We start from the raw sequence: 17,302 nt of genomic DNA on the forward strand, positions 1-17,302 counted from the left end.
TATTTGTGTGGTTCCTCTGCGGGTTTCCGTGGCAGCCGCCTCGGGACCGCTCGGGGCGGTGTTGTCGCAGGTCAGGGGTAGTGTCGGGTTATTTCTGTGATTCTGTGGTTTCTGTGGCGGGGTTCAGGCGGTGGGTTCGCTGAGCTGGGGGTGGGTGAGGTAGCGCGGGGAGGGCGGTCGGCCGCGTCCTCCGGTCTTGGCGACGGGTTGGGCCCGGACGTAGCCGTGGTCTTCCAACAGGTCCAGGGCGGGGTCGAGGTCCACGACGGTGGGGAACTCGGCGCGGGAGAGCTTGGTCATGACCTCGCGTTTGCTGACCTCGGCCCACTGGTTGGCCCGGAGCAGGTCCAGGACGGTGCGGGCGCGGTTGGCGGTGTGGTCGGCTCCCATGAGGTCGAACACCGCGAGGGCGTGGCCGGTGAAGTAGTCGGCGAGCTTGATGGCGTCGCGCATGGTGTCGGCGGTGACGGGCTGGGTGTGCCCGTTCTCCGTGTGCGCGGCCAGGTGGAGCAGCCCGGCAAGTCGGGCGGTCGCGCCGCCCAGCTTCGCGGCCCAGTTCCGGATGTGCCCGAGGTCCCCGCCCCGCTTGCGCAGCCGGGGTTCCTGCCGACGCTCATAGGCGGCCAGGGTCTCGTTGGCCTCGGGGGCGAGCTGGAGTACGGCCGGGTCGGTCCAGCCCGCCAGAGACATCACCAGGGAGGTCACGCGCTCCTCGTACAGGTCAGCCACGTCCTCGGCCAGGGGCTCGGGGGTGACTTCCCGATAGCCCACCAGGTCCTCCGGCAGCGAATACAGGAACCTGCCCAACAGGCCCCTGTCCCCCGCCCCCTTGATACGGCTGATGTCCTCCAGCACGGAGGGCTGAACGGTCTGGCCCATGGTGAGGGCAGGGGAGTCGATGAACTCCTCACGCCCACGGCGGTCCACCCGCAAGCGGTCCCCGGCATGGCCCTTGAGGAAGGGCTCCATGTTGGGGGTGCCGGAGTAGCGTCCGGCGATGATGTCGAAGATCCCGCCCTCGGCCGACATCACCGACAACCGCCCGCCCTGCTCCGCGAGCAGTGAAGAGATGACCTCCGGGGTGGCGTCGTCGGCCAACAGCCGGGGCTTGGTGGGCACAGTGACCGCCTCGGCGGCTTGCCCGAGGCTGATGGCCTCGGCCATGAGCTGATCACGCTTGTCGGCATCCGCGCGGGCTGCCTTGGTCGCCGCGTTGTCCGCGACTTCCTTGGCGAGGCGTGCGGTGAGTTCGGCCTCGATGATGGCCCCGGCCGCCTTGGTCGCCATCAGCTTCTCGCACGTGTAGAGCGGGTCCGTCATCAAACCGAACACCGCGCTCTTGCGGCTGCCCGGGGGCAGCGCCATGACGACGAACAGGTTCAGCGGCTCCCGCCACCGGCCCCGGACATGGACGGTGGCGCGGCCTCCGGCAGCGGTCGCCAGGACCGCGAGAGCGAGCGACCCCGCAGCATCCACCGCCGTTTGCGTCTCCTCCGCGACCCCGCGCACGAAGTCACCGAGCCAGGCCGGGAACACCTCCGTGGGGAACGCCGGCAGTTCGCGGCGGGCGGTCAGCGGGATCGGGTCGTCCCACGAAGCCGCGGCTTCCTGCTGTGCGTCCAGGGCGGCGAATCCGGCCCACAGATCCGCACTGTCCACAGGCTGTGTGCTCATGCCGCACTCGCCTCCCGTGCGCCGCCACGGACGAGACCGGAGCGGATCGCGGTACGGCACTCCGACGCGGACAGACCGGCCGACTGTCCCGCGCTCATCAGCTCACTGGTGACGGTGACCTCGGTCAGGTCCTCGGTCCGGATGAGGCGGGCCAGGGCGTATGCGGCGAAGTACACCGACCGATTACGACCGCCCTCACGGGCGGACAGCACCTTTTCCAGCTCCCCGCGCAGGGCGGTGGTGCTGTAGGCAGTGGCGTTGCGCATCCGGGACGACAGCTCCGACAGGGGCATCGGGGCCGGTGCGGGCCGGGTGGTGAGCAAGTCACTAAGCCACGCAGGGAGGGGGGCGGCAGGGGCCTCGTGAATGACCTCATACCCCCCGGTGCCCACCAGGCTTCCGGCGCCGACCACGTACCCGCCCCAAGCCCGGGTATCGACCTTCCACCCCAAGCTGCCGCCCGTGCTGCGTAGCGTCTTTCCCTCGGGGGCGGTGAAGTACAGGTGCTGTCCGCCACGGCGGGTACGCACGGTGTACGTCTCGGTCGGCAGCCTCACCCCCGCCCGCTCGCACAGGGCGGCGAACACGTCCAGCCCATCGGCCATGCCCGCCCACTCGGACGGTGCGGTGTCCTCGGCGTCCTTGGGCAAGTCCAGGTCCACCACAACGAGACCAGCGGGACCGGTGGCGATCCCGACGTTGTACGGGGCCGACTCCCAGCACGCGCGGATGCTGTCCGCGTCCAGGGTGGCCCGCTGCTCCGGGGTGCGGTGACCGTCCGCGCACCGACCGGTGCCGGGGCAGGACCGCTCCGGGTGCCCGGCAGGCCGCTTGTCGCCAGGGCGGATGGGGAAGACGGGCCAGCCGCGCTCAGCAGCGGCCAGGGCCGCGCCCAGCAGCGCGGGGTTGTGGGGTGCTGCCATGATGGGGGTTCTCCTGTTTCTGCGAAGGGACAAGGGAGCCGGGGCGGTCGCGGTCTTGTGGTGAGAGGCGACCGCCCCAGGCATAGCTACTGATGCTTGGTGGGTGCGGGCAGCTCCGGCAGCCCGGCGCGGGTGAGTGCGGCGGGGTCGTAGCCGGGCAGGGTGGCGCGGGTGATGAGCGCGGTGGCGAGCTGTTCGGCATACGCGGCCCCGGCGCGTGCGGCTTCGATCTGTGCTCCGGCACGGAGGGCTTCGACGCGTTCGACGTGGGCGTGTTCCTCACGCCGCACGGTGGTGTGCCGTTCGTGGGTGGTGCGGTCGCGGCGGTCGGTGCGCCAGTACCGGGTGGCGATCCCGTACGCCACGGCGGTGGCCACGGCCCAGAGCAGGATCGGCAGCGACCACCCGTCGGCGTATCCGGAGACCCCGGCGAGGGCGAGGGCTCCGGAGGTGGCGAACGCGGTCCCCGCGAGGGCCCCGTCACCGCCCCCGCGACCCGTGGCGGCAAAAGCGCCGGCCGTTGCCGCTCCGGCCGTCAGAACGACCATCAACGCGGCGTTGCCGAAGCTGTGTTCGGCTCCGTTGGCGTTCCAGATGCGCCCGAAGATCAGCACGGTTGAGGTGGCCACGGCCGGGGCGACCTTGGGGGCGGCGTGGGTGAGCCAGTGGTGCTGGGTGAGGGGTTCGTTCATGACGTTGCCTCCTACAGGTCCGGGATGGCGGCGACGACTGCGGCGGTGAGTTCGTTGATGGGGCCGGAGGCTCCGGTGGAGGCGAGGAAGAACCCGAACATGGCGGCGATGAAGGCGGAGCCCCATCCGAGGGTCTTGGAGCGCAGGAGGAAGAGCAGGACGAGGCCGAACAGGGCGACGAGGGAGACGGTGAGGGTCATCGGGACTGTCCCTTCTGGGTGATCTTGAAGGCGGGCTTGTTGGGGGTGTCGGTGCCGTCGCGGTAGAGGCGCAACCACGCGTTGTAGAGGTGGCGGCCGAAGCGGATGCGCTTGCGCTTGCCCCGGCAGCGGCGGCAGGTCTTGCCGGGCCGGAGGTTGCCGCGCCGGTCGGTCTTGAGGGCGTAGCCGAAGCCCTTGCACTTGCGGCAGTCCCCGAACGGGCTGGCCGCGCACAGACTGGCGTAACTGAGGGTGACTATGATCAGGCAGGCGCTAGCAAGGAGGACGGGGGTCATGGGGTGCCTTCCAGCCGGGGTTCCGGGTGTTTGCACAGGTGGGGTGCTAGGTGCGAGATCGCTGATGGGGGCGGGTGCGGGGTGCTAGCTGGGGTGCTAGACCTAGCAGCGGTGGCTGCTAGGCCTAGCAGCGCCCCAGGTCAGCTCCCGGACCGACTTCCGTCACGCACCGTGATTGCTTTGGTGATGTCGGCGCGGACGATGCCTCGGCGGGTGGTGCCCTTGCCCTTGTCGCTGGTGCCCCAGACGTCCTGTGCGGTGACGCCGTGGGGCTTGAGGTTCGAGGTGACCGTCTCGGCCTTCCACCCGGTGTAGACCTCGGGGCGCAGGGCGGTGAGGCGGGCGGCGATCTTCTCGTTCCACACCTTGTCCTCGTCGGCCGGCACAACCTTGAGGATGTCGGCGAGGAGGTCGAAGGAGGCTTCCCCGTTCTCCGGCTGCTGGCCGATGGCGTGGCCGGTGAGGTTGCCGTACTCCTCGCGCATCTTCCGGGCCCTGGCCACGACCTTCTCCGCGCCGACCGCGTCCACGAACGCGGACGCGACGATGCGGGGGTCGTCGCCCTCACCGGCCATCCAGCAGATGCCACGGTCGGTGCGGGAGAACATCGTGGCCCGGTATCCGGCCTTGTACATCGAGGTTCCCAGCACCATGTCGTTGGCGGGCTGACCCATGACCTTGAGGCAGAACCGCAGCACGGCGTTCGCTGAGATGCCGGTGGGCAGCGACTTCGCGTCGGGGCGCTGGGTGCCGAACAGCATCGTCATCCCCAGCGCCGGGCCGCGCTTGCCCAGGTCGGTGCAGATCTCCTCGATCTCCGGCCCGTACTTGTCGTGCTCGAAGGGGACTTGGCACTCGTCGAACCCGGCCACGATCGGGTGCAGCCCCAACGTCTTGTCGTTCGCCAGGGCCGGGGTGACCTTGGACTCCGGGCAGCGCGAGCGCGGCAGGGACTTGATGACCTTCGCCCTGCGCCGGAGTTCCGCCCGCAGCTCCCGTAGGGACTCCAGGACGTAGAGGATGTCCTCGTCCTCGTCACCGGCCCGGTAGCGGTGGCAGACCGGTTCCAGGGCCCCGAAGTCGCCGGTGCCCTTGAAGTCGAACGCGTACAGCTCCGCACGCGGGTCCAGAGCGGCGATGAGCAGGAACAGCCGCATCAGGAACGTCTTGCCCATGCGCGGGATGGACCCGACGATGACCGAGGCGAACATCAGGGTCACCGCCACGTCGCCCATGCGCTGGTCGTTGCCGAACACGACCGGCTTGAACAGGTCCACGCTGCCGGACTTCAGCAGTGGCCAGGCCGGTTTGGTGGTCTCGTTCATGGGCTTGTCGCCCACCCACAGGATCAGCCTGCCCTCGTGCTCCGTGGGGTCGGAGGAGGGCCACACACAGCCGACCTTGCGGCGCAGACCGGAGGCGAGCGGCTTGCGAGCTTCCATGATGTCCTCCGGGGTGACACCCCACGGAAGGTCCAGGTCAGCGCGGTATCCGGGACCGTCACGGGTGATCTCGGAGGTGAAGCGCATCCCGTTCATGTCGCCGCCCTTCTTGATGGCGGCCGACAGCTTCACGTTGCCGATGTTGTCCAGGGCGCGCAGCACGATCGGCCCGGTGAGCTTCTGCAACTCGGTCTTCAGCACGGCCGGGCCGATGACCGGCTGATCCTGCGGTGAGCCCCAGTACCCGGCGACCAGCACCGCAGCCGACCCCAGCACCACCAGCAGCGCCGGGGCCATGACATACAGGGTCAAGGCCAGGCCGGTACCGAAGACGATGGAGACCAGCGTCACGAACGACCGAAGCCTCACCCGCCGGTCCCGCTGCCGCGACAGCTTCAGGTACTCGGCGGTGTTCTCCTTGTAGACCTCGTACGCCCGCAGGGGCGCGGCCTCGGCGTCCCACATCCACCGGTTGGTCTCCTTCAGCAGCCGGGCCGCACCCTGCGGGGCACGCAGACCGAGCTGGAGTGCGTACCAGGGGGTGCGGATGCCGTGGAAGGCGGTGGCGTAGAACGCGTTCGACGCGGCGCGCTGGGTGGTCGAGACGAACCCCGGCTTCGAGGTCAGCCAACTCGGCAGGATCGGCAGCCGCTTGAAGGTGGTGATACCCGGGTCGGGCAGGGTGGGCGAGTCGACCGGTCGAAGCCGCGGGGACTCCTCGTCGTCGTCCGCCTCGGCCGGCGGGGCGGGAACGGCTGCTTCGGCCGGTTCCGGGGCGGGGGTGGTGGGGCGTTTGGTGGTGATGTCGAAGACTTCGGCGTCGGGACGCTCGGGCGCTTCGGCCTGTCCGGTGACATGCGTGTCAGACACGGTGAGTCCGTTCTCCAGGGTGGGGGTGGGCCCGGACGACGGGGCGGGGAGCCGTCCGGGCCCGAGGGGCGGGGATCGCGTCGGGTCAGGCGGCGAGCTGCGGGGAATCCGCGCAGGTCACGCACATGCCGAGCGAGGTGGGGATGCGGTATCCGGCATCGGTGCGGCACTCAGGGCAGACCTGCCGTGCGGTGTTCGCCTTGGCGAGGGCCGCCCATTTGGCCGGCGTCATCGGCCGGACCGTCTTGGCCAGGTCGATCCGGTAGAGGTAGGCGACGCGGACGGGGCTGGTGCCCTTGCGCCAGTAGCGGCGCGAGTACCACAGGACCTGTGCGGCGATGTCCTGCCCACCGGGCCGGAGCCCCACGGCCCTGAGCTGGCGGCGCGTGGCATAGCCATCCGGGGCCATGCGCCACGGGAACGTGGGCAGCCCGTAGCGGGAACCGGCCGGGTCGTAGAAGCGGTGGCCGCCCATCAGGCGGCCTCCGCCTCAACCACCACCCGTGCGGCCCGCTCCGACTTCAGCGCGTCCCGCAGGAGGCGGCCGTTGGCCGACGAGGTACGGACCGCCTTGCGGATCGCCTCGGCCGTCAGCTTCTCGTCGGGCCAGTCGGCCGTTGCCGACCGCGCCTCGGCCAGCAGCTCATCCGGGGTGCGGGTCGGCCGGGGCGTACGGGCCGCCTGCGGTACCCGACCGGTCGCCCGGCGCGGACCCGACTCGGCAGAGGCCACCGGCCGCAGCACGGGCGGCTCAGCCGACTTCACCGGCTCGACTTCCGCGACCGGTCCGCCCACCGGCTCCGGGGCGACCACCGGGGCCGGGTCGGTCGACTGGGGGGCCGGGGACTCGGCCACGGCGGGAGGGGCCTCGGGGGCCGACTCTTGCAGGTCAGAACCCAACCGATTTGTTAGTGATTGCTGGGTTTCGTCCCGATCTGCACTGCGGGTGGTCCGGTGGTGCAGGACCTTGGCGACGAGGTCGGAGCCGAAGAAGATGGCCCCGACCGGAAGAGAGGTTGCCAGGAGGACGAGGGCCCAGTTGGCGGGAGCCCAGTCGGCCAACTGCATCCGGGCCTCGCCGCCGCGCAGTGCGGGCACCAGGCCGTGCACGTAGTTGAGAACGAGGGACGCGGCGGTGTATCCCGCCAGGACCCGCAGGGCGAAGGTGCGGTCCTTGCCGGTGAGGACGAGGGTGGCGACGAGGGCCAGGGCCATCAGGCCGTCCACCACGAACGGGTAGAGGAAGGCTGCGGTGTCGTCGGCTCCGACCGTGCGGGCCACGTCGTGCTGTGCGTTCCACGAGACGCGGAAGGCCATACCGACCACGGCGACCAGAGCGGCGACCAGCAGGGACTTGGCGAAGCGGTTCATGCTGCCGCCCCCGTCCCGCTCGTGGTGCCGGGGCGGCCCTCGCGGCGACCGTTGACCGTCCGCAGCCCGGGGGCCGAACCGGGCGCCGGAGCGATGCTCCAACCCCCGCCATTCTGCTTGGTCCGGTACATCCGCTCATCCGCCCGGCGCAGCAGCACCGACAGCTCCTGGGCAGGACCCTCGGGGGCGTCGCTGGAAAGCGCGGCACCGATCGAGGCACCGACCATGAGGTCGTGTCCGTCGTGGCGCAGGGGGGCAGTGATCTCGCCGTGGAGACCTCCCAGCAGCCACGGCAGGGCGGCCGGGTCGGGCAGGGCGACAGCGGCGGCGAACTCATCGCCCCCGATCCGCCCCGCAACCGAGCGACGGTGGCCGCTGAGCGCGTCAGCGAAGCTCGCTCCGGTGGCCCGGATCACGGCGTCTCCCGCCGCGTGGCCGTGGGTGTCGTTGGCCGCCTTGAAGCCGTCCAGGTCCACCAGGACCACGGCGACGTGCGGGTGTCGGGCGAGGAGGCGCGTTGCCTGCTCCTCGAACGCGTCCCGCGTCCACAGGTTCGACAGCGGGTCGCGGCGGGCGATTTCGAACCGGCGGTGCATCCGAAGGCCGTGCACGGCCCACCCGGAGGCGAGCGGCAGAGCGGCGGACAGCGCGGTCAGGGCGTGGCTCATGCCGCTTCCCCCGCCCCGGTGAAACGGCCGGCGGACTGGGCGGCGCGCAGGAAGGGGACGGTGCGGGTCAGCGCGTCGGCGTAGAGCGCGTCCCACGCGGCGATCTCGTCGCCGCCCTCCCCCTCGGCGGCCAGCTCCTTGATGACCTCGCGGGCCACGTCCAGACGGGCGGCGCGCTCCTCGGGGGACTCGTGGGTGAGCGGGCCCCGGAACAGGTCACGGTCCAGACCGAGAGGCAACTCATCGAATCCGAGGGCCATTTCCTCGAACTCGGCGGGGCTGAGCACCTGGTGGGTGCCGATGTACGTACGCATGGTGGATCTCCTGAGAGGCGAAGGGACGGGGAGCCGGGGCGGTTGCGGTCTTGTGGTGAGAGGCGACCGCCCCGGGCGAGAGAGATGGTTCAGACGGTGGCGATGATCAGCGAGGCGACCAGAAGCCACAGGTGGTGGAAGGACTGATCCAGGGCGTAGGCCCCGGTGCCCAAGTGCGCGGCGGGCTTGCCCTCGGCGGTGACCGGTGCGAGGGAGTGGGCGGGTGTACCCAGTCCGTAGAACTCGGACTGCCCCAGGGCCTTGGCCAGGCGGGCAAGGGTGGTGCGGCGGTCCGCCCACCAGTGCGTGACCGCGTCCAGCCCCAAACCCAGCACGAGGCCGAGGAGAGACAGGTCCAGCCCCAGCAGCCAGGCCACGGGCAGCAGAACGGCGAGCTTGGTGGCGGTCAGCGAGGCGACGTGCCGGGCGTCGGCCAGGCGGCCGACCCATCCGGGCTTGCCCTTGGTGGCCGACTGGTGCGAGGTCTGCACCCAGTGATCACCCACACTGTGGGCGACGTACAGGGCGACGAAAACAGCGGCGAACGTAGCAGCATCCATGCGGGACTCCCTGATGCGAGGCGAAGGGACAGAAGCCGGGGCGGGTCGTGGTCCTGTGGTGAGAGACGACCCGCCCCGGGGTGGAACCCGTAACTTCCGGCTCCCCTCAGCCCCGCCCGTACAGCCGAAGCGGCCGGACGGACAGGGGAGGCAACCGGCGCAGCAGAGGCGCTGCGAACAGGAAGGGGTTGCGCTGCACATCACGCGGAGACCCGCGTGGCCGCCTACTTGGCCGAGGAGAGGCGGCGTGATCCCCATTCAGTTGTCAAAGATCAGCAGCTCCGAGATGAGTGCGGTAACCCTCGATCGAGGGCTCCCGTTCACACGGGACTCACCAAGCGCTGATGGGCGCAGAACTGAGTAGAACCGTCCGACTCGGCCTGACCAACCTGGCTAGCCCGGTTCAGATGAGAACAACGTAGCCATCCTGGCTAGTCACGTCAACACCTGGCTAGGTTGGCTGTCCTAATCGGCTCAGGAGGTCGTAGCATCGAGGGCATGACCTTCACTCCCGAAGCACTGGACCCGGACGACGCCCGGCCGCCGTACGAGCAGGTGGCGAGCAGTCTGAGCGCCGCCATCAGGACTCGGAAGCTGGGCCCCGGAGAGAAGATTCCGTCTCAGAAGGAACTGACGGAGGCATATGGATTCGCCCGCGCCACGATCCAACGGGCTCTCCGAGAGCTGGAAGACGAGGGGCTGATCGTCTCTCGTAAGGGCAGCGGCGTGTTCGTGCGGAACCGCACCGAACGGCCGGCGGGTCTTCGGCCGTACGTCGAGCAAGCTTTCGCCAGCCAGAACGTGTCGATTGACTTCGCAGGCTTCTCTAGCGAGACGCTCCACGGGGCACTTCAGGAGCCGATCGACAAGATCCGCGTGGGGCGTCTGACTCCGTCAACCATCAACATCCGCATCCTGGTGCCAGACATGTCGGTGCCCCAGGCCGCGCCTGTTCGGCGAGAGGACGGTAGCGATGACCCCCGGCTCCGGGCCCGGATGCACGACATGATGGTGAGCTTCACTCGGAGCATCGCCAACACGATGCATGAACTCAGCGTGCTCGGGCTGGTCAGCGAAGCGAAGGTCAGCGTGCGCGTCCACAGCGGCACGCAGTTCTTCAAGCTCTACCTGATCAACCAGGACGACGCCTTTTTCGGGTACTACCCGATCCGCCCGAACAAGGTCGTCACGCAAGGGGAGGCCATAGAGATCTATGACCTCGTCGGGGCGGATGCCACGCTGTTCCACTACTCGATGAACGAGGGGGAGTCGTCCAGTGGTGCTCAGCAGGTGAGCCAGGCCCGTATGTGGTTTGACAGCGTGTGGGAGACCATCGGGAGGGACTTTGACCCGGATGGAAAGTAATGACCTCAGGGGCGTGTTCGGGGCCACCAGGGCAGTCCTGTTTGACTTCGACGGACCCATCTGCGACGTGTTCGCGGGGCAGCCAGCCCCCGACATCGCGCGTCACCTGGCTGCGACTCTGGCGAACTTCGATCGCTCTCTGGAGGACAAGGCCCACGGCACAGACGATCCGATGGAGGTTCTTCGTCTGGCTCCGCAGGCTGGGGAGGCAGCCTTGCGGGCGATCGAGGATGAGCTGACCGAAGCGGAGGTGAGCGCGGTGCGCGTGGCCGGTCTGCCCGTGTCAGGTGCTGTGGCCGCGCTCGAAGCCGCCCGAACGCCAGGCCGGAAGGTCGCCATTGTCAGCAACAATTCGGCTGCTTGTGTAAATGCGTTCCTGCTGCTCCATGGTCTTCTGCCGTTGGTAGACACAGTGGTGGGCCGGGCCCCGTATCAGCCGGAAGCGATGAAACCCGCCCCCGACTCATTGGTACGCGCTGCCAGGGAGCTGGCTACTCCTCTGCGGGACTGCACGCTCATCGGGGATTCGGTGACCGACATCGAGGCCGCGAGGGGGACCGGCGGGCGCTCTGTTGGTTTCGCCAACAAGGCAGGTAAGGAACGTGCTCTAGCCGTCGCGGGGGCGGACGTGGTCGTAACCACGATGCTGGCTGTAGCTGATGCGTTGGCCCCCTCCCGGAGGCAGACTTGAGCTAGCGAATGTGAGGCGTGCCGTAAAGCGGCTGGCCCCTCGTGGCATCCACCGCTGACGTCAACATCGACTTACAGCGGCTGTTTCAGGCTTCCGAGACAGGATTGGAACGGCTGGACGGGGCGGTTTAGACGACAGTTCACAAGCACGGCTTTAGCGGTCGGACCGACCCAGGGAAGAACAAGTCAGGTTTCCTCCCTTCTTGAGCGACAGAATGAAAACGGGCGCGGCCTCATTGCGAGGCCGCGCCCGCCTGGGATTTCGAGATACAAGGCACTTCTATCCCATTTCCATTTCACGCCTCTTCCTTACGCGATCCATCGCAAAGCGAATAAACGTAAGAATCAATACCTTATGACCAAAGGAAGGAACAAGCGCCCCGGCCGTAATCCAGAATGTCCCCCACCACCCACTATCCCCGTCGGCATCGATTACGGGCAGCCAGAAAAAGTTGGCTGCAATCATCCACAACCACTTGCCAGTCTCAATGGGGAATCTCCCTACCCTAAGCTCGAAAAAGATGACTATCGACATGGTGAACATGAAAAGATAGAGGTTGGATACCCACAACCATGCAGGCATGTCCGATGAGCCTTCGACGAAGCGAATTTGATAGGGCCATACCCACATCATGAGCATGATTAGAAGCATCATCGGCAGAGCCGCAGCAAGGTTTCTACTTATAGCCTTAAGTCGATCCTCATACTTGAGTGCAATGTTCGCCAACTCCTCAAATAGGGGATTCGGGGCGGTTGCTGGGTCCAGCCCACGTCTCGCACGAATCGCCTCATTGAGGGCTTCTTCGTCAGTCGCCGCCCGAATGCGCATTCTTTCTTCGCCAGCATAGTTTGCGACTTCCGTATAGAATTGCTCGATTGTTTCCGGGTTAAGAGGAGAGGAGTTCGCCACTTGCACCCATCCTGGGCTTTCCTCTACAGACTTTAACCGATCAGTGAGGTTAACCCAAAATAACTCCCGCTTTTTCATATCGTACACGACACCAAGAATGGGAATACGGCTTTGCCGCCACTCGTCGAAGTGGTCGTCAACGGGAACGGCGTACCCATTCACTCGCTTGTATTTCTTGCCACTCTTCACCTGAATGGCGATCCAATAAGGCGTTCTCTTGCCACCGCGCGTGAAGTTTACGATCATGTCCTCGCCGTGATCGTTCCCACCGTCGATCTCCTGGACGATTTGCTCATGATCTTCAAGCAGCGCGCGGAGAGCGTTGACGCCCGCCCTCTCGATCTTGCGGCTCGCACGAACAGTCGACACTGGCCCCCCTCAAGTTGAGTCAGCGTCAGGGTAGTGGTAGGCACAGACACTTAGGGATGGATGCGCTGCCCAGCCACGCTATGACCTGGTGCATTGGGGGCGCTCGTTGTCCTGGTCTTTGTTCAGTACGCCACTGGCCGCCATCGTTCACTCCCGTACGCGCACCACCTCTGACCTGGCGCTTGAATCCTTGCGGACACCTCTGAACGGCCACTCGCACAGTTGGAAAGCGTGTTGGGGGCAACCCCTCACGAGTTCGAATCTCGTATCCTCCGCCATTGCTCTCACCGGGCAATACGTCGAAGGGCCCCACCGCTTGCGGTGGGGCCCTTCGACGTTGTCCCGGCCCTCATAGCCCGTACCTCTCTGCATATGAGGACGTTCGGGACATGGCGCCGCCGTCAGATCCTGCGGGCAACGATCATGAGCGCAGTGGGGTGAGACCGTCCGGGATGCTCCAGTTCCGTGACGGATGTGACGCGCAGACCCGCCTGGGCAAGGACTCGGCGCCAGCCAGGGATGTCCAACTCCCACCGGGGCACTGAACGGCACCTGCCGTCAGGCAGACGGAACATACTGTGCCGCGGCTGGGGGCCGTCGCTCGCCGCGACACCGGTGCGGCGCGGGTGCGGCACCGAGAAGGCCACGATCCCGTGGGGTCGGAGGCGGCGGGCAACGCAGGCGAGGAGTTGTCCGGGTTCGGCTAAGCCAACGACGCCGAAGACCGAGTAGACGATGTCGAACGTCGTCGACGTCTGGCGCAGGTATCGCAACGCGTCGCACGCCAGGAGCGTCAGACCGGGAACATCTCCGTATCGGTCGCGGGCGTACTGGATCTGCAGGTCGATCAGGTCGATGGCCGTCACCAGGGCTCGGTGGGAACCGGCGAGATATGCCGCATTCTGCCCCTGTCCGCAGCCGAGTTCCAGGATTCTGCGGCCACGCAGTGCGCGGCCCAGCACTTCCGCTCCTGGTCCGATGCCTGGATACGTTCCCCACTCGAGCCGAGCGGTCAGCGTCGACGGTTCGCCCGAGACCGGTCGGGTCTGCAGGGCGTAGGCATACCACGGGGAACACTTGTTGATCACACATATCTCCGATGCACAGAGAGTCGGGAGCAGTCGACCGGACCGAGGTAGGTGCTGCCGCTCGGGGCGCGCCGGCACGCCCCGAGCGGGCCGGAGATCAGTCCACGAACTCGACTCGATGCGCGTAGACCTGGGCGATCCATCCCTTCTTGAACGCCTCCAGGTCCTGCCGGAAGGTCGTCATGGTCGCTCCGTACGGCGCCACTACGCCGCCGGTCTGGTCGGCTGCCGCCTGGCAACCGTGGACCAGCCGGCCGCCCAGAGCGGCATGGGCCTTGATGGACTCGATGCGACGGTGCTCGTTGAACCAGGCTCCGTGGTAGAGCTCGTCGAGCATGCGTCCTTCCTCGTCATCCAGCCCGAAGACCACCGATGTGGCTGCGGGAAAGAACCAGCACGGGCCGATGTTGGAGATGTGACCGTCCAGCTCCACCTTGTTCAGCGCCATGAGCGTGGCCGCCTCGTGCAGCATCCGGAGGTGGTCCGTCGTGACATGCGGGAGGCCGGCGGAATCAAGGCGATCGCTCCGGAAGAGGTAGCCGTAGACGTCGTAGGCGGTACGGAGTACCAACGCGGGATCGCTGGTGGGCTTCGCATGTGCCCTGATGAAGTTCAGGGCCAACTGCTCCACAGCACTGTCGGTCGTCTCATCGACCGGAATGAGCTCCGTCAGCACCTTCTCCCAGTCCGCCACCAGCCACGAGTGGGACTCCAGCCGGAAGAAGTACTCAGCCGAATCGATGGTGAGGTTTCGCCCCTCGACCCGCACTCCGGGAAGCCGGTTCCAGCCGGGGTGAAACTCGGACGGGAGGGTGACTTCGATACTGCCTGCGACAGCGACACCGTTCATCATTTTTTATCCCTTTCTTGCATACAGGCATAGGGATGCCCCGGGCGCAGCGAGGCACCTTCGCCTCGAACGCCTGATCGTGAAGAATCGATCACCTATTCACTCGGGAGCCCCGGTGGTGATCGGGATGAACTGTAGGCCAACCAGGAATCCCGCACCCCGCGACCAAAGGGCTCCGGCTGAATAATTTTCAGGCAGCGCACCTCATGCCCCATGAGACCTGGGTAGAAATATTTTTCCCGCCTCCCTGGGAGGCCCCGGCAGCCGCCCCCGTCACCGAGCCGCCTCGGGCGCACCGCATACTGGCCTCATGGCCAATGAGTCCGGCAAGGCGCCCAGATAAGGGAATACATGACATCGTACGAAGAAGCTATTAATACTTCTGATGCGCTGAGTGGGGATGCCGCCTGATGAGCGTGGGAGGAGCAGGCATCCCGCGCCTGCAAGAACTGACATACGTCGAATCCGCCGCGCTCGCCGTGGCGCGGGGGGAACCGTTCGAGAAGATCCGCCTGGCGATTCTTGATCGCGCGGAAAAGTCGGCGCGTGGAACCGACCATGACGGTTCCTTCGATCCGGAGAAATGGCGCCGCCGGCGCGTCGACACCATGAGCTACGTACACAACACCGTGGACGTGCTGAAGGAGTTGATGCGGCTCGGCTGGGTTGAACGGCACGTACTGCCCTCGACACCGCGTTCCGCATACGCGCACGCGGATGTGACCTACGAGGCAACGCCCGCGGGTCTCGCCTGGACCGAACTGGTCCAGCAGGACCGGCTCAGCGGTTACAACGCGCTGGTGGGTGCGCTGATCGACGCGCATCCCCAGTTCGAGGGCTACCTGCGCGTGGTGGGGGCTCGGCCGCACAGCACGACCGACCACCTCACTGTCCCGTTGCTACGCGCCGACGCTCCGGCGGACGGTGGGCGCGAACGCTACCTGACGGCATTCATCAACCATGTCACCGACGCATCACGCGCCGGAGACCTCGGCTGGTCCGCCTCCCCCGAAGCCATCGAGAAGGACCTGCGTGCCTACGTCACTCGGGCCGTGCACCGATCCGAGGCGCGGGCGAAACAGCGCGAATCCAAGCAGCGCCCGGTGGACGGCGCGGCTTCGGCCGCGCCGTTGATCACCCGCAAGCGGTTCAGCCTGCTGTGCGAGGAGGCGACCGTGCGCCTCGCGTTCAGTTCCGCCGGCTGTCCGATGGACTACATCAGCCATGAGCTGCTCCGACGCTGGACCCGGTTCCTCGGGCTGGCCAATTTCAGCTACTACGCTCCCGGGCCGCCCGCCCTGCGCCTGTGGGCCACGGGCCGTGTCATGGGAGCAGGAAGGCAACCGGACTTCCAGCGCTTCGTCGGGCGGGAGGTCCGGGCGGCCGCTCTCACGGCACTGCCCCAGATCTGGAGCACTCCGGACGGACATCTGGACGACGCCTCCTACCACCCGGTATGGCGCGTCCGCGCGGCTGTCTGCTGGAAGCTCAGAATCAGCGACGACGAATTCGATGCGGCTATCGGTGCTGCCTATCGCGGCGATTTTCCCGGCCTCGGGTTCAGAGTTCATCTGGACGAAGCGATCCAGCTCAGAGCACCAGGGTCGGTCCGCCCTCTCGTACTGTCCCAAGGCGACGGCCAGCGCCGGGTTTTCCACGTGATGAGTCTTCTCGGCGCCCGCGCCGACGAGGAGGCTCTGACACGATGAACTCCGAAAATCTCCTCCCCGGAATCGTCTGGATCAAGCGCGAGTGGAAATTCCACAACAACCCCTTCCCCGCAACCGGGATGGCCCGGATGGGAGGGGTGGACGATCGTGAGAACGGACTCCTGTACGAACCCGGCGTACACGCCGACCAACTGCGCGAAACCATTGAGAAGTTTGTCCTGGGAATGTCTTTCTCTGGACTGAAATTTGGGTATCTCTGGTCGGCAGGTGTGATTCCCAATGATTCCGACGCCCGAGGTTTCGGCAAGTCGGTCCTGATGCAGCACTTGTCGAGGAGGATCAACGAGGACTTCGGCCGTTCCGTCTACCAAGAGGCCGGCCTCGACGGATCCGACGCGGATGAAGTGCCCATCTGCTCCCTCTTCACCAGCTTCGACACCGTTCACGTCCGCTCGCTGGGCGCGGCGCTGTTCGCTGCCGTCGAGTACGCGGTGAAATTCCGTGCGGACCATGCGCCGCCCTTGGCCGGACAATTGCGGCTGCGCATCGCCGAGCGCATCGGCGACCATGACGTGAAGGCGCTCACGAAAGAGGTCGCAGACAGCCACCGTGCTCTACGAGGCAGGACTCTGGGCCCCCCGGACGACAAATTGATCGTCGCCCTGTGCGACGAGGACCCCAATGCCGCAGCGGATTACCTGGCGAAGATCACTCCGATTTCGCGCTCGCGCAATGGGGCTGTGCACATGGCCACCTTCCTCGTCTTCGCCGCAGCGGCCGGCATCAAACACGTACTGCTCTGCTGCGACCAGCTGGAGGACCTGGCCAGCACAACCACGGCGAAGTCCAAACGAGACCTCGAAGTCGAGCGGTTCCGTGATGTCATCGTGGAGACGCTTCCCATGGCGGACATGGTGACGCTCGTGGCCACCATGCATCCGCGTGCGTCCCTGACCATGAAGCAGGCGTGGGCCCTCGCCGATCTGCCCAGCTTCGACCTCACCCCCGGCAACCGCTTCAGCACAGTGGAACTACCGCCTCTCCACGACGCTGCCCAGGCCGCACAACTGCTCAAACGCTATCTCGCCGCGGCCGTGAAGGAGGGAGTGCAACGCGACGAGCTCTATCCCTTCACCAGCGACGCCATCGTCAGTCTCTTCGAACGCTCGGCCCGCAAACCACGGGACGTCCTGCGCAAGGCGCACACCGTGTTGGTGGCGGCATCAGGTCAGAACCTGACCACCATTACCGGGTCCGACGTCGAAACCATCCTCGGGCTGCCGGGCCGGAATGAGTCGACGGCACAGAGCGAGATCCCCGGAACGCTCGACTGGAGCCTCGGCTGACCCG

The 17,302-nt window shown here is 66.8% G+C and carries 18 protein-coding genes; 4 read left to right on the forward strand and 14 right to left on the reverse strand.

The genetic code is table 11. The annotated features are described in order from the left end of the window. Positions 1-123 precede the first annotated feature (123 nt). The 11 genes from QFZ71_RS13885 to QFZ71_RS13935 all read right to left on the reverse strand — a co-directional run bounded on the left by QFZ71_RS13885 (position 124) and on the right by QFZ71_RS13935 (position 9,010). Entirely contained in the window at positions 124-1,674 is a 1,551-nt protein-coding gene (locus QFZ71_RS13885) for a YfjI family protein (protein ID WP_307668534.1), read from the reverse strand. Then, positions 1,671-2,597, reverse strand: a complete 927-nt coding sequence (locus tag QFZ71_RS13890; protein ID WP_307668535.1) for a bifunctional DNA primase/polymerase — start codon at positions 2,595-2,597, stop codon at positions 1,671-1,673. Before QFZ71_RS13890 ends, QFZ71_RS13885 begins: the two co-directional genes overlap by 4 nt. A gap of 86 nt (positions 2,598-2,683) precedes the next feature. After that, entirely contained in the window at positions 2,684-3,289 is a 606-nt protein-coding gene (locus tag QFZ71_RS13895) for a hypothetical protein (RefSeq protein ID WP_307668536.1), read from the reverse strand. Positions 3,290-3,300: 11 nt separating this feature from the next. Continuing rightward, positions 3,301-3,489, reverse strand: coding sequence for a hypothetical protein (locus tag QFZ71_RS13900; RefSeq protein WP_307668537.1), 189 nt, complete (start codon positions 3,487-3,489; stop codon positions 3,301-3,303). Beyond that, entirely contained in the window at positions 3,486-3,785 is a 300-nt protein-coding gene (locus tag QFZ71_RS13905; RefSeq protein ID WP_307668538.1) for a hypothetical protein, read from the reverse strand. Before QFZ71_RS13905 ends, QFZ71_RS13900 begins: the two co-directional genes overlap by 4 nt. 140 nt (positions 3,786-3,925) lie before the next feature. Continuing rightward, the gene (locus QFZ71_RS13910; protein ID WP_307668539.1) at positions 3,926-6,097 is read right to left on the reverse strand and encodes a cell division protein FtsK; all 2,172 of its coding nucleotides are present in this window, start codon (positions 6,095-6,097) and stop codon (positions 3,926-3,928) included. 85 nt (positions 6,098-6,182) lie between these two features. Further along, the gene (locus QFZ71_RS13915; RefSeq protein WP_307668540.1) at positions 6,183-6,572 is read right to left on the reverse strand and encodes an RRQRL motif-containing zinc-binding protein; all 390 of its coding nucleotides are present in this window, start codon (positions 6,570-6,572) and stop codon (positions 6,183-6,185) included. Beyond that, positions 6,572-7,468: a DUF2637 domain-containing protein gene (locus QFZ71_RS13920; protein WP_307668541.1), complete on the reverse strand. Its 897-nt coding sequence runs from the start codon at positions 7,466-7,468 to the stop codon at positions 6,572-6,574. Before QFZ71_RS13920 ends, QFZ71_RS13915 begins: the two co-directional genes overlap by 1 nt. After that, positions 7,465-8,136 (reverse strand): GGDEF domain-containing protein, encoded by a 672-nt coding sequence (locus QFZ71_RS13925; protein ID WP_307668542.1) that lies wholly within the window; start codon positions 8,134-8,136, stop codon positions 7,465-7,467. The genes QFZ71_RS13920 and QFZ71_RS13925 overlap by 4 nt, the downstream gene beginning before the upstream one ends. Then, positions 8,133-8,450 carry a hypothetical protein gene (locus QFZ71_RS13930; protein ID WP_307668543.1) on the reverse strand — a complete coding sequence of 106 codons (318 nt, stop codon included), beginning with the start codon at positions 8,448-8,450 and terminating at the stop codon, positions 8,133-8,135. The genes QFZ71_RS13925 and QFZ71_RS13930 overlap by 4 nt, the downstream gene beginning before the upstream one ends. Positions 8,451-8,539: 89 nt before the next feature. Continuing rightward, a complete protein-coding gene (locus tag QFZ71_RS13935) occupies positions 8,540-9,010 on the reverse strand; it encodes a transcriptional regulator (protein ID WP_307668544.1) in 471 nt (156 codons plus the stop codon). A gap of 498 nt (positions 9,011-9,508) precedes the next feature. On the opposite strand from QFZ71_RS13935, the gene QFZ71_RS13940 reads away from it, so the two are divergent. Then, positions 9,509-10,375, forward strand: coding sequence for a GntR family transcriptional regulator (locus QFZ71_RS13940; protein ID WP_128806951.1), 867 nt, complete (start codon positions 9,509-9,511; stop codon positions 10,373-10,375). Then, positions 10,365-11,066, forward strand: a complete 702-nt coding sequence (locus QFZ71_RS13945; RefSeq protein ID WP_307668545.1) for an HAD family hydrolase — start codon at positions 10,365-10,367, stop codon at positions 11,064-11,066. Before QFZ71_RS13940 ends, QFZ71_RS13945 begins: the two co-directional genes overlap by 11 nt. Positions 11,067-11,345: 279 nt before the next feature. Here the strand turns inward: QFZ71_RS13945 and QFZ71_RS13950 are convergent, their stop codons facing one another. From QFZ71_RS13950 to QFZ71_RS13960, 3 genes are all read right to left on the reverse strand, one after another. After that, positions 11,346-12,344, reverse strand: coding sequence for a DUF4365 domain-containing protein (locus tag QFZ71_RS13950; RefSeq protein WP_307668546.1), 999 nt, complete (start codon positions 12,342-12,344; stop codon positions 11,346-11,348). A 401-nt stretch (positions 12,345-12,745) separates the two neighbouring features. Beyond that, positions 12,746-13,432: a bifunctional 2-polyprenyl-6-hydroxyphenol methylase/3-demethylubiquinol 3-O-methyltransferase UbiG gene (locus QFZ71_RS13955; RefSeq protein WP_307668547.1), complete on the reverse strand. Its 687-nt coding sequence runs from the start codon at positions 13,430-13,432 to the stop codon at positions 12,746-12,748. 97 nt (positions 13,433-13,529) lie between these two features. After that, entirely contained in the window at positions 13,530-14,285 is a 756-nt protein-coding gene (locus QFZ71_RS13960) for a hypothetical protein (RefSeq protein WP_373465117.1), read from the reverse strand. Positions 14,286-14,692: 407 nt separating this feature from the next. On the opposite strand from QFZ71_RS13960, the gene QFZ71_RS13965 reads away from it, so the two are divergent. Together QFZ71_RS13965 and QFZ71_RS13970 are read left to right on the forward strand one after the other, a co-directional pair. Continuing rightward, positions 14,693-15,991, forward strand: coding sequence for a hypothetical protein (locus tag QFZ71_RS13965; RefSeq protein WP_307668548.1), 1,299 nt, complete (start codon positions 14,693-14,695; stop codon positions 15,989-15,991). Further along, positions 15,988-17,298 (forward strand): hypothetical protein, encoded by a 1,311-nt coding sequence (locus QFZ71_RS13970; RefSeq protein ID WP_307668549.1) that lies wholly within the window; start codon positions 15,988-15,990, stop codon positions 17,296-17,298. Before QFZ71_RS13965 ends, QFZ71_RS13970 begins: the two co-directional genes overlap by 4 nt. Positions 17,299-17,302: the final 4 nt, after the last annotated feature.

It is taken from the genome of Streptomyces sp. V2I9, from assembly GCF_030817475.1.
In the GTDB taxonomy this organism is placed as follows: Bacteria; Actinomycetota; Actinomycetes; order Streptomycetales; family Streptomycetaceae; genus Streptomyces.